Source organism: Streptomyces sp. DSM 118878, assembly GCF_052936595.1.
Genome location: NZ_CP193622.1, coordinates 324,545 through 336,097, shown reverse-complemented (window position 1 = coordinate 336,097; position 11,553 = coordinate 324,545). Strand labels below are relative to the sequence as shown.

The 11,553-nt window shown below is 69.1% G+C and carries 13 protein-coding genes; 5 read left to right on the top strand and 8 right to left on the bottom strand.

Annotated features, from left to right (window positions below; translation table 11 throughout):
- Positions 1-19: 19 nt before the first annotated feature.
- Positions 20-664 carry a TetR/AcrR family transcriptional regulator gene (locus tag ACRAKF_RS01395; protein ID WP_447034824.1) on the top strand — a complete coding sequence of 215 codons (645 nt, stop codon included), beginning with the start codon at positions 20-22 and terminating at the stop codon, positions 662-664.
- Between the two features lie 123 nt (positions 665-787).
- Here the strand turns inward: ACRAKF_RS01395 and ACRAKF_RS01390 are convergent, their stop codons facing one another.
- A complete protein-coding gene (locus tag ACRAKF_RS01390) occupies positions 788-1,201 on the bottom strand; it encodes an arsenate reductase ArsC (protein ID WP_447034823.1) in 414 nt (137 codons plus the stop codon).
- A 94-nt stretch (positions 1,202-1,295) separates the two neighbouring features.
- Here ACRAKF_RS01390 and ACRAKF_RS01385 point away from each other — a divergent pair, with 94 nt between their 5' ends.
- Complete coding sequence (locus ACRAKF_RS01385; RefSeq protein WP_447034822.1) at positions 1,296-1,601, top strand: ArsR/SmtB family transcription factor; 306 nt, start codon at positions 1,296-1,298, stop codon at positions 1,599-1,601.
- Positions 1,601-2,755 (top strand): ACR3 family arsenite efflux transporter, encoded by a 1,155-nt coding sequence (arsB, locus tag ACRAKF_RS01380; protein ID WP_447034821.1) that lies wholly within the window; start codon positions 1,601-1,603, stop codon positions 2,753-2,755. Before ACRAKF_RS01385 ends, arsB begins: the two co-directional genes overlap by 1 nt.
- Positions 2,756-2,950: 195 nt before the next feature.
- On the opposite strand, the gene ACRAKF_RS01375 is transcribed toward arsB, so the two are convergent.
- On the bottom strand, positions 2,951-3,853 hold the full coding sequence (locus tag ACRAKF_RS01375; RefSeq protein ID WP_447041745.1) for an MFS transporter: 903 nt from the start codon (positions 3,851-3,853) through the stop codon (positions 2,951-2,953).
- A 152-nt stretch (positions 3,854-4,005) separates the two neighbouring features.
- Here ACRAKF_RS01375 and ACRAKF_RS01370 point away from each other — a divergent pair, with 152 nt between their 5' ends.
- Positions 4,006-4,731 (top strand): transposase, encoded by a 726-nt coding sequence (locus ACRAKF_RS01370; protein ID WP_447034820.1) that lies wholly within the window; start codon positions 4,006-4,008, stop codon positions 4,729-4,731.
- On the opposite strand, the gene ACRAKF_RS01365 is transcribed toward ACRAKF_RS01370, so the two are convergent.
- Complete coding sequence (locus ACRAKF_RS01365) at positions 4,728-5,555, bottom strand: GntR family transcriptional regulator (protein WP_447041744.1); 828 nt, start codon at positions 5,553-5,555, stop codon at positions 4,728-4,730. The two genes, ACRAKF_RS01370 and ACRAKF_RS01365, sit on opposite strands and share 4 nt — an antisense overlap.
- Before the next feature lie 510 nt (positions 5,556-6,065).
- On the opposite strand from ACRAKF_RS01365, the gene ACRAKF_RS01360 reads away from it, so the two are divergent.
- A complete protein-coding gene (locus ACRAKF_RS01360; protein WP_447034819.1) occupies positions 6,066-6,317 on the top strand; it encodes a hypothetical protein in 252 nt (83 codons plus the stop codon).
- 330 nt (positions 6,318-6,647) lie between these two features.
- Here the strand turns inward: ACRAKF_RS01360 and ACRAKF_RS01355 are convergent, their stop codons facing one another.
- From ACRAKF_RS01355 to ACRAKF_RS01335, 5 genes are all read right to left on the bottom strand, one after another.
- Positions 6,648-7,703: a LacI family DNA-binding transcriptional regulator gene (locus ACRAKF_RS01355; RefSeq protein WP_447034818.1), complete on the bottom strand. Its 1,056-nt coding sequence runs from the start codon at positions 7,701-7,703 to the stop codon at positions 6,648-6,650.
- Positions 7,690-8,679, bottom strand: a complete 990-nt coding sequence (locus ACRAKF_RS01350) for a PfkB family carbohydrate kinase (protein ID WP_447034817.1) — start codon at positions 8,677-8,679, stop codon at positions 7,690-7,692. Before ACRAKF_RS01350 ends, ACRAKF_RS01355 begins: the two co-directional genes overlap by 14 nt.
- Positions 8,680-8,744: 65 nt before the next feature.
- On the bottom strand, positions 8,745-9,755 hold the full coding sequence (locus tag ACRAKF_RS01345; RefSeq protein WP_447034816.1) for an SIS domain-containing protein: 1,011 nt from the start codon (positions 9,753-9,755) through the stop codon (positions 8,745-8,747).
- A gap of 103 nt (positions 9,756-9,858) precedes the next feature.
- Positions 9,859-10,698, bottom strand: coding sequence for an ABC transporter permease (locus ACRAKF_RS01340; protein ID WP_447034815.1), 840 nt, complete (start codon positions 10,696-10,698; stop codon positions 9,859-9,861).
- Positions 10,695-11,522: an ABC transporter permease gene (locus tag ACRAKF_RS01335; RefSeq protein WP_447041742.1), complete on the bottom strand. Its 828-nt coding sequence runs from the start codon at positions 11,520-11,522 to the stop codon at positions 10,695-10,697. Before ACRAKF_RS01335 ends, ACRAKF_RS01340 begins: the two co-directional genes overlap by 4 nt.
- Positions 11,523-11,553: the final 31 nt, after the last annotated feature.

Genomic DNA, 11,553 nt, shown 5'->3' with positions numbered 1-11,553 from the left:
GACGGGCTAAGATGCGGCCATGCCGACAACGAAGACGACCACGAAGACACTGCGCGAGGGGTCCACGCGGAAGCGGGCCGCCATCCTCTCCGCGGCCCGGGAGCTGTTCCTCACCGATGGCTTCGACCGGACCAGCGTCGACGCGATCGCGGCCCGGGCCGAGGTGTCGAAGAGGACGGTCTATGACTACTTCGGCGACAAGCAGACGCTCCTGCAAGCAGTCGTCGACGGCGTCGGCCAGTCGCTGATCGTCACGATTCGGCGCATCCTCGACGACACCCTCACCGGCCCGGCCGAGGCCGCTGACCTGGAGGATGTGCTGGTCACGTTCTCGATGCGCATCGCGACCGACATGCTCGGCTCGGCGGAGCACGCGACGCTCCGGCGACTGGTCCGGGCGCAATCGAGCCAACTGCCGGACCAGGGCGAGAACCCCATGGCCGACACCCCTGATGAGGCGCTCGCCGAGCGGTTCGCCGCCTTCGCCGAGGCCGGGCTGCTCGACGTCCCCGATGCCCGACTCGCTGCCGACCAGTTCATCGCGCTGGCCTTCGGGGTCGCGCTCAACAGGTACGGCACCGCGAACGCCGCGGAGGACACCCGCGTCCGCCCGCTCATCGTCGAGGGAGTGCGGACCTTCCTCCGGGCGTACGAGGCCAAGTAGGCGTCCGCGACGGCGCGGAGACGCGCCTGACCTTCAGATCGTCAGGCAGCCGTGGTCACGGCCGGCACAGGCGGCATCGGCCTGGAGACGGCGCTGGGGCCGGCCGCCGCGGGATCGGCGTGTTCAGCCCGTCGTGGGCGGGGTGATTTCGGCGATCAGGGCCTCGACCCGGGCCCTGATCTCGTCCCGGATCGGGCGTACGGCCGCCACGCCCCGGCCTGCGGGGTCTTCGAGCTTCCAGTCGAGGTAGCGCTTGCCGGGGAAGACGGGGCAGGTGTCGCCGCAGCCCATGGTGACGCAGACGTCGGATTCCTTGACCGCGTCGACGGTGAGGATCTTCGGAGTCTCGGCGGAGATGTCGATGCCGACCTCGGCCATGGCCTGGACGGCGGCCGGATTGACGGCGGGGCCCGGCGCCGAGCCGGCGGAGCGGACCTCGACGCGGTCGCCGGCCAGGTGGGTCAGCCAGGCGGCGGCCATCTGGGAGCGGCCGGCGTTGTGGACGCAGACGAACAGGACGGACGGCTTCTCGGCCATGATGATCGGTCTCTCCGGTCGTACGACGGAACCTGACGCCGTTGACTTCAGTCCCCGCTGGTATCAGCGGACGGTGATGTGACAGTATCAGCGCATGCTGACTTCAGTCGATCCTGATGTGATCCGGGTGCTGGGCGATCCGCTCCGCCTGAAGATCGTGACCCTGCTGGCGCGCGAGACGCTCTGCACGACGCACCTGGTGGAGGAGACCGGAGCCAAGCAGACCAACCTCTCCAATCACATGAAGGTGCTGCGTGAGGCCGGGCTGGTGGAGACCGAGCCGTGCGGCCGGTTCACCTACTACAAGCTCAGGCCCGAAGTGCTGGCCGGCCTGTCCGAGCAGTTCGCCGCGCTCGCCGCCTCCGCCCGCGGGGCCGCCGAGAACAAGAGGGCCTGCTGATGAGCCGCACCAACACCGACACCGACACCGACGCGAACACCGACACGAACATCGACACCGCGCCGCGGACGGGCCGGGCCACGGGGTCCGGTGACGGCATCGTCGCCAAGCTGTCCACCCTCGACCGCTACCTTGCCGTGTGGATCCTGCTGGCCATGGCCGTGGGGCTCGGCCTCGGCCGGTTGGTGCCGGGCATGAACGACGCCCTGGCGAAGATCGAGGTCGGGGGAGTCTCCCTGCCGATCGCGCTCGGCCTGCTCGTGATGATGTACCCGGTGCTCGCCAAGGTCCGCTACGACAAGCTGGACACGGTCACCGGCGACAAGAAGCTGATGGCGTCGTCGCTGGTCATCAACTGGATCGTCGGCCCGGCCGTCATGTTCGCGCTCGCCTGGATCTTCCTGCCGGACCTGCCCGAGTACCGCACCGGGTTGATCATCGTCGGGCTCGCCCGCTGCATCGCCATGGTCATCATCTGGAACGACCTGGCCTGCGGTGACCGCGAAGCGGCCGCCGTCCTGGTCGCCCTCAACTCCGTCTTCCAGGTCATCGCCTTCGGCCTGCTCGGCTGGCTCTACCTCGACCTGCTGCCGGGCTGGCTCGGCCTCGGCGATGGCGAGCGCCTCGACATCTCCATGTGGAAGATCGCGCTGAACGTCGTCATCTTCCTCGGCGTCCCGCTGCTCGCCGGATTCCTCACCCGCCGCATCGGCGAGAGGAAGATGGGCCGCACCGGCTACGAGAGCACGTTCCTGCCGAAGATCGGCCCGTGGGCGCTGTACGGGCTGCTGTTCACGATCGTCATCCTCTTCGCCCTCCAGGGCAAAACCATCACCTCGCAGCCGCTGGACGTCGTACGGATCGCGCTGCCGCTGCTGGTGTACTTCGCGCTCATGTTCTTCGGCACCTTCGTCCTCGGCAAGGGACTCGGCCTCGCCTACGACCGCACCGCCACCCTCGCGTTCACGGCCGCGGGCAACAACTTCGAGCTGGCCATCGCCGTGGCCATCGCCACGTTCGGCGTCACCAGCGGCCAGGCCCTGTCCGGCGTGGTGGGCCCGCTCATCGAGGTCCCGGTACTGATCGGCCTGGTCTACGTGGCCCTGGCCTGGCGCAAGAAGTTCAGCGCCAAGGCCCTGACGACGGCCCCGTAACGCGAGACGACCGATCGTGGCGGCCAGCAGCCGAGCGGCCCGAGCGGCCCGAGCGGCCCGAGCGGCCCGAGCGGCCCGAGCGGCCCGAGCGGCCCGAGCGGCCCGAGCGGCCCGAGCAGCCCGGGATGCACGGGATGCACGGGATGCACGGGATGCACGGGGTTGACGAGGGCAGCGCGCCCTCGTCGCCCACGGTCACGACGGCGATCCCGGTGGCGCGGGAACTGCCGACGCCGTCACCGCCGTTGTCGCACACACGGCGGCCATCGCCACGAATACGGCCCCGTACGACAGATCGGTTCCGCCGTGCGCGGTGGCCAGGGTGGCCAGGGCGGCGAGCCCGACGACGCCTCCCAGTTGGCGGGTGGTGTTCATCAGCCCGGAGGCGGCTCCGGCGTCCCGCTCGGGGACGCCGGAAGTCACGGTGGTGGTGATCGGCGTGATGAGCAGCCCCATGCCGGCGGACATGACGATCGCCGGCCCCAGCAGCCCCTCCAGGTAGCCGCTGTCCGCGCTGATGCCGCTCTGCCAGAGGAAACCGATGGTGCTGAGCAGGGCGCTGAGGACGATGAGGCCGCGGGCGCCGGTGCGCGCCATGACGGCGGGCGCGAGCCGGGCGGCGGCGACCCCGGCCAGGGTGTGCGGCAGGAAACCGATACCGGTGGCCAGGGCCCCGTATCGCAGGACGTCCTGCATGTACAGCGACAGGAAATACCACATGGGGATGAAGCAGCCGCCGGCCAGCAGCATGGTCAGGTTGCCGGCCCAGATCGGCCGCAGCCGCACGAGACGGGGCGGCATGAGCGGAGCTTCGGCGTACCGGGCCTCCGCCACGGCGAACAGCGTCAGCGCCACGGCGCCCACGGCCAGGCCCGTCAGCGTGGTGACCCCTGTCCAGCCGCGCGGTCCGGCCTGGTTGACGCCGTAGACGAGCGCCGTGACGCCCAGCGTCGCAAGCACGGCCCCCGGGACGTCGAGCCGGCCCGGCGCCGTGCGGGTGCGGGCGGCTGACAGCAGGCGCAGGGCGGCCAGGACGGCGACGGCACCGATCGGCACGTTGATCAGCAGGATCCACCGCCAGGACAGCGCATCGGTCAGGACTCCGCGCGGTCATCGCCCAGTACACCCGAGACTCCGAACTGCCGGGCACTCGAGCTCGGCACTGCCGTGATCGACATGCGTTACGAGAACCCACTCATCATGGCCGAGCTCGCTGGATTCCCTGGCCACGGCAGCGCGGGCCAAAGGGATTGAGGTGGGTCGTTCACAGGTCCGCCGCATCCTGCTCGCCGAGGGCGTGCGCTGGCGCCGTACCCGGTCCTGGACACGCTCGAAGGACCCGGACTTCGTCCCAAAAGGACAAGGATCATCGGCATCTACACCCATCCGCCCATCGGTGCCACGGTGATCTGCGCCGACGAGTTGGGGCCAGTGGTCCCCCGGACCTTCCCGCCTGCACCCGCCTGGTCACCGGACGGACACCGGATCAAAGCGGAACTCGACTACAGCCGCGGGCCGGAGAAGAGACCTGGGTCTACGGCGGTCTGCGACCAGCCGACGGCCAGGCGGTCACGATGACCGCACCCTCCCGCAACAGCGTCTTTTATCAGCAGTTCCTGCACCTGATCGAGGACGCCAACCCGGAGGGAGAGATCTGGATCGTCACCGACAACCTGTCCAGTCACAACAGTGTGTCCACCCGGACCTGGCTCGAGGGTCACCCCCGTATCCACCATGCCTTCATCCCTGTGGGCGCGTGCTGGCTCAACCTTCAAGAAGGCTGGTGGCGCATCTTCCGCAAAGCCGCTCTCGCCGGCCGGTCATTCGCCAACCCCGACGACATCGAATACGCCACCACCTTGGCGACCGACCGGCTCAACTCTCGTGCCAGGCCCTGGATCTGGGGCAGACTCGCCCCACCGACCCGCCCACTACGGCGCCGGTATGTGTACACCGTTCGAGGAACTCAGCATTAGGAGAGTGTCAGGTCCGTCGTGATGGTTCCCCAGAGGGCTTCGAACCACTTCTGCGATTGGTCGACGAAAGCCGCGTCCCGCATGCCCGGCCCCCGGCGCTCGAAGGAGAAGAGAAGGGACCCGGCGCCGAACGTGTCGTACATCTCCAAGGTCTGGCTGTCCACCTCCGCCACCCGCCTGGTGAGAACGTAGTACGCCATCAGGGCCTCTGTCCCGTTGAGGAGGTACAGCTTCATGGGAGGGGTGAAGGGCAGCGCGCGGAAGGTCACCCGGACGTCGATGCCGTGCGACGAACGCAGCGCCAGGAGATTGTGACGCAGGACGCGCCCTTGGTCGTTGCGCTGCTCGAGCCAGCGCTGATGGACCAGGTCGTCGTCGGGGGTCTTCACTGATGTATCCCCGGGGCTCTCCACCGAGATCGGGAACGCCAAGTTGATCTCTCGGGAGGGCAGCAGGATCCGCACGTCGATCGACCGGGGGCGGATGCGGCCCTCGTGGATCAGCCGCACCGGTTCACCCAGCGCCAGCATCAGCGTCTCCGCAGTCAGACAGGCCGCGTCCACGCGGACTTCCGGCGCCGCGAACGCCTCCGCAAGCCTCGGTGGCAGCCCGACCATCGTCGGCTGTGGCACGTCCGCAAGGCGCAGGGACGACGTTGTGGCGAGCGAGGTATCCGGTGGCGGCGGTGCCCCCCAAAATGTGTCGTCGGGTTCAATGTCTTCCACCAGGGAGGTGGCCGCAGCCGAGTCCCGGCCGGCCGCGAGCACTCTTTCCGCGTCATCCGTCGAAGACGCACGGCGGGCGGCGGCTCGGGCGCGTTCCAGAGCGTGCCAACGATCCCTCCAGACCTGGAGTTCGGGGTCACGCCGTTCGGGCGGTTTCACCTCTTCGCCGTCGTCATAGGAGAGCAGGACGCGCACCAGCCACAGCAGTCGGTCCAGGGAGGCCGGGCCCCTCCGTCCGGCGAACGCCTCGCTCACCGAGGCCTTCGACATGGCATGCCGTTCGCCGCACACCTTCTTTCCGCGCACGAGGATGCGGTCGTAGGAGGGGGCTCCACGATCGCGCTTCAGCTCGGTGAACGCCGCAGCCAGCTCCTGCAGCGTTGCCGCGTAACTGCCTCCGCCGTTCCCGCCATTGGCTGCCACGTCGTCCCCCCGGTGCGTGCATGTGGGCAGCAGAGTAGACCCACCTGACCGGAACGACTCTGAACATAGCGAAACGACCCGGAACACGCCGGTGATGTGTTCGGTTGTGGGCGGTCCTGATCGGCCTAGGGCTCAGCTTGTTCGATTGATGCAGCTCAGCGGCATGTTTGGGGTGATGGTGCTGGCATGACCCAGATGACACCGCCGCCGGCGCAGCCCGGCCGGGGCGGCTCTGAAACGGAGCCGCCGTTTCTGTCCCTGCACACCACCGTCGTTCTGCTCACCGCGCTCGTGCTCGGGCTGGTCGTCGGCGGCCTCACCGCACTGACGGATGTCCCCCCTGCGGGCGCTGCGCTGGCTGGGCTGACCGCGGTCGGCTCTACGGTGCCGGTGCTGCGCTCGCTGATTGGCCAGCCTCGTGAGTGCTCCGGCTCATGAGCCCGCGATGCCGAGCACCGGGCCGCCGACGTCAAGGGTGGCCGCCCAGCTCGTCAAAACCGGCTGTCGCCGCTGGCTCCGCGTCGCCCGCACCTGGCCCTGGGTTCCCGACCAGCCCACGCAACGGAGATCGTTACGGAACAGCGCCCTGCAAGGGCTGGAGGATCTGGGCGGGCAGGGCCGCAAGCGACGGATCACCGAGGAGGAACGATCCCGTGTTCGTCCTCATCACCCCCGGCCGAGCTCGTAAAACCATCGCCCAGCACCTGACCCGAGCACCCAAAACACCCCGCCACCAGGACATATACCCAGCGAAAGAGGAACCCAGCACTAGGCCGAATCGCGGATGACCAGACGCGTGGGAGTGATCACGGACGGCAGTGCCCGGGGGGCGTCTCGGTGGCCGGGCTGATGCGCCGTCCGGTCGCACAGAAGCCGGGCCATCAGCCGCCCCATCTCCTCGATGCCCTGGTGCACCGTCGTGAGGGGCGGTTCCGTGCTCTCCGCGATGGACGTGAGGTCGTCGAAGCCGACGACGGCCACATCCCCGGGCACCGTGCGCCCCCGCTCCCGCAGGGTCCGCAGGGCACCGGAGGCCATCAGATCCGAGGCGACGAACACCGCGTCCAGGTCCGGTGCCTGATCGAGCAGCAGGGCCATGGCGTCAGCGCCGCCCCGCAGCGTGAAGTCACTCTCGGCGAGCAGTCGGGGCGGTGCGTCCAGGAGGACGTCGCGGTAGCCGTCGAGACGGTCGAGCGCGGAAGCCTGGTTGAGCGGCCCGGTGATCGTCGCGATCCGCCGGCGCCCCAGCGACACGAGGTGCCGGACCGCCTCCCGGGCACCGCCGCGGTTGTCGGCGTCGACGTACGTGTAGACATCGCTGCGATGTCCGGGGTCGAGGGTGGGACGCCCGCCGAAGACAGCGGGCAGCCCCATCTGTTCGATCATGTCCGGCAACGGGTCGTCGGCGCGCAGTGAGAACAGCAGGGCGCCGTCCACGTGACCACCGGCCAGGAAGTTGCAGACCCGGGGGTAGTCGTCCTGCTCCTCGATGAACAGGAGTATCGGCTGGGACCCGTGCTGAACGAGTTCTTGACGGATGCCGCGCAGATGGCAGTCGAAGTAGGGGTCCACGAAGAGGCGGCCCTGCGGTTCGGTGACCACCACGGCGACGGCGTTGTTGCGTCGGGTGACGAGCCTTCTGGCGGCCTGGTTCGGTACGTAGCCGAGTTCCTCCACCGCTGCCCGAATGCGTTCGGCGACCGCGGCCCGCACCCTCGGCTCGCCGTTGACGACCCGCGACACCGTGGACTTCGACACCCCTGCCCTCCGCGCTACGTCCTCCAGCGTGGGACGTTGCCCGATCAGCCGTTCAGTCAAGTCCATCTCCGATGCAGCGCGGTTCACCGTTGCCGCAGGACACGATAGCCGTACGTCCCGTGGCCGGCGACGCCGTCGGCGCGGGGCGTCCGCAGCCGAACGCCGCTTCCGTGAAGCACTGGTCGTATGCCGCCTGTGAACCGTGCCGCAACGCCTGCTCCAGTGCCTCGCGGGTCGGCGGGAGCGGCTGTGACCATCCGGCGCGCAGGAGCGACACGATGAACCCGGCGAGGAAGGCGTCCCCGCAGCCCATGGTGTCGTACATGGACCCGGGGTCCGCGGGCCGGGCCGGTACGGACACCGTCACCGTGCCGTCGTACGCCATCGCCCCGTCGAGGCCGCGGGTGGCCAGGGCCGTCGTGGCCCCCCGCCGCACGGCATCCGTGAGCAGCGCACGCGTGGCGTCCTCGTCCAGGTGCGAGCACGACAGCAGTGCCAGGTCCACGTGGGGGCAGACGCGGTCGAGGTAGGCGGGGGTGCGGTACTCCTCCTCGTCGGAGAAGTCGAAGCTGACCAGTGGACCGGCGGCGGCGAGCCGGGGGAGTTCGGCCTCGGTGCGCGAGTACACGCTGGAGTGCACAAGGGCGAACGACGCCGCGTAACCCAGCAAGTCCCCGTCCAGCGTGAGCCGTTCGCTGACGGTGCCGTCGTCGTAACCGAGGAACACCCGGTCGCCGTCCCGCACATGCAGGGTGGAGACCGAGGTCCGGCCGGGACGCACCATGCTGCGCTCCACGGCGACGCCCCGCGCCGCCACGGACGTGCGCAGGAAGGCGCCGAGATCGTCGTCACCGAACACCCCCAGGTAGGCGGCGTCCAGGCCGAGCCGGTGGGCGTAGACGGCGACGTTGACACAGTTGCCGCCCGGATAGTCGGTGCCGCGGTCCACGAAGCGGTCGACGGTGTTGTCACCGAAGCCGAGGACGTTCATCAGGGTCTCCCGAGGCGCGGGCGCGGCGTGCGGGAACGCCGCGCCCGCCATGGGCGCGCGGGTGCCGGGGCACCGGCGCGCGGAGGTGGATGGACGAGCGGAAGCGGTCCGAGCCGTCAGTAGTCCATGACGCGGTAGTAGCGGCGCAGGTCGAGCGAGTGGTCGCGGGCCCGCTCCAGGTGCTTGCTGACCCGGTCCATCACGGTGTCGAGCACCAGCGGCGCGAGGAGCCCGCGGAACTCGGGGCTGATGCCCTCCAGGGCGTAGTCACGGGTGTCGAAGACGGTGACGTCCTTGGAGACGCGCTTGGAGAACTTCTCGGCCCGGTCGGTGAGGGCCCGCGTCTCGTCCTCGCCCTGGAAGACGAGCACGCTGGTGTCCTCCTCGAGCAGCTCCAGCGAACCGTGGAAGAACTCGGCGCTGTGCACCCGGGTGGTACGCAGCCACTGCATCTCCTCCAGGATGCACATGGAGTACAGGTAGGTGAATCCCCACAGGTTCCCGCCGCCGATGAGGAAGTGGTAGTCGTTGTCCTTGTGGGCGTCGGCGAAGGCTTCCGCCACCGGCTCGGCCTGCCGGGCGACGTCCACCAGGATGCGCGGCAGGCCCGCGAGTTCGTCGGCGAGGCGCTCGTATCCCTCGAACTCGCCCCGGCGGGACAGTAGTCGGCCCAGGAACAGCAGCAACTGGACGTCGAAGGGCCAGGCCTTGGGCTCGGAGATCAGCGCGACGTCGACGTTGCGGGCGACGGGAGAGTCGGCGATGCCGGTGAAGGCGATCGTGTGCGCGCCCCGGGACTTGCAGTACTCGATGGCGCCGAGGCTGTCCTCGGTGGTGCCGGAGACGGAGGTGAAGACGGCGGCGGTGCGCTCACCGAGGCGGGCGTCGCCGGAGACGACCAGTTCCGCGGCGACGACGGCCCGGACGGGGAGCAGCGAGGTGCGCCGCGCGAGGTGCTCGTAGGGCCACATCTGCGCGTACGTCCCGCCCGCTCCCACGAGCAGGACGTTGTCGTACCCCTCGTCGACGAGCCGGTCGACGACCTTCTCGATCTGCGGGCGCAGCGCGACGAGGCTCTCCGTCTGGGAGACGAACTCGGCTTCGTTGAACGACAGCAAAGAGTGCACGGTGATGATTTCCTTCGGGACGTGGGGAGGGTGGGGAGGGTGGTGAGGGGTCGTCCGCACCGGCCGGTCCAGCCGGTCCAGCCGGTCAAGGCGGTCCAGCCGGTCAAGCCGGGCGGCGCCGGGAGTACAGGACGTTCGCCGCGGCGATGACCAGTCCGCCGACGAAGATCAGCGTCCCCATGACGTTGACCTGTGGGGGCACGCCCGTACGGCTGGCGCTGTAGACCCACAGCGGGAAGGTGACCGTACGGCCGGCGTTGAAGCTGGTGATGATGTAGTCGTCGATGGACAGGGCGAAGCACAACAGGGCACCGGAGGCCACGCCCGGCAGCAGCATCGGCAGGGTGACGAGACGGAACGCCGTCCAGGGCCCCGCGCCCAGGTCACGGGCGGCCTCCTCAAGGGTCGGGTCGTGCCCCGCCATGCGCGCCCGTACGGTGATGGCGACGTACGGGATGCAGAACGCCACGTGCGCGATGACGACCGTCCAGTAGCCGCGCGGCACGCCCATGACGATGAAGAGCGACAACAGGGCGGCGCCCAGGGCGATTTCGGGGGCCGCGATGGCGGCGAACATGAGCAGGTTCATGGAGCCCCGGCCACGGAAGCGGTAGCGGCCGAGGGCAAGCCCGATCGGAGTGCCGAGCAAGGTGGCGACCACGGCGACGATCAGGGCGATGGTGAGGCTGTTGACCAGTGCGGAGGTCAGGTTCGGAATGGCGAACAGGTGCTCGTACCAGTTCATGGTGAAGCCCTGCCAGGTGAAGTTCACCTTGCTGCGGGTGTCGTTGAAGCCGAAGAGGATCATGACGGCGATCGGCAGCAGCAGCCAGGCCAGTATCACGAAGGTGTACAGGGTCAGGGTGGGGCGGCGGCGGGCCTTGCGCTTCCGCGGTGCGGTGGGCGGCGTGTCGAGGGCCGGGGTGGCGGTCTGTGGGGTCATCGCGCGGCCGCCTCCAGCACGTCGTCGGTGCCCAGGGCACGGGCGTAGGTGAACACCGCGAGCAGCAGCGCGCCCATGAGGACGAACGACAGGGAAGCGGCGCCGGGATAGTCGAGGTTGGTGAAGTACTCGGTCTGGATGATGTTGCCGATCATCGTCGTGGAAGGGCCGCCGAGGATGCTGGCGTTGACGTAGTCGGCGGAGGCGGGCACGAAGGTCAGCAGCACCCCGGCGAAGAGGCCGGGCAGCGACAGAGGGAGGACCACGCGCAGGAAGGTCCCCGCCTTGGAGGCGTACAGGTCGGTGGAGGCTTCGATCACCTTGGGGTCCACCCGTTCCAGGGCGACGTAGATGGGGAGCACCATGAACGGCAGGAAGTTGTACGTGAGTCCGCCGATCACCGCGTACGGCGTGGCAAGGAGATGGAAGTCGTCGGAGAGCAGACCCATGTCCTTCAGCGGTCCGAGCAAGACGCCGTGGTCGGCGAGCACCACGTTCCAGGACTGGGTGCGGATGACGAAGGAGACGAAGAACGGCAGCAGGAGCACGAAGAGGAACACCGACTTGTGCCGCCCGGCCCGGAAGGCGATCCAGTAGGCCACCGGGTAGCCGATGAGGGAGCAGCAGACGGTGGCCGCGCCGCCGTAGACCAGGGACCGCACCAGCTGCACGTGGTAGGTGCTGATCGCATCCGCGTAGGTCTGGAAGTGCCAGGTCTGGCGGAAGCCGTCGATGAAGTCGCCGGTCTGCAGCGACAGCGACACCATCACGATCACGGGCGTGATGAAGAAGGCGGCCAGCCACAGCCAGCCCGGCAGGATCATCCAGTAGGGGGCGAGCGCCGCGCCCCGGCCG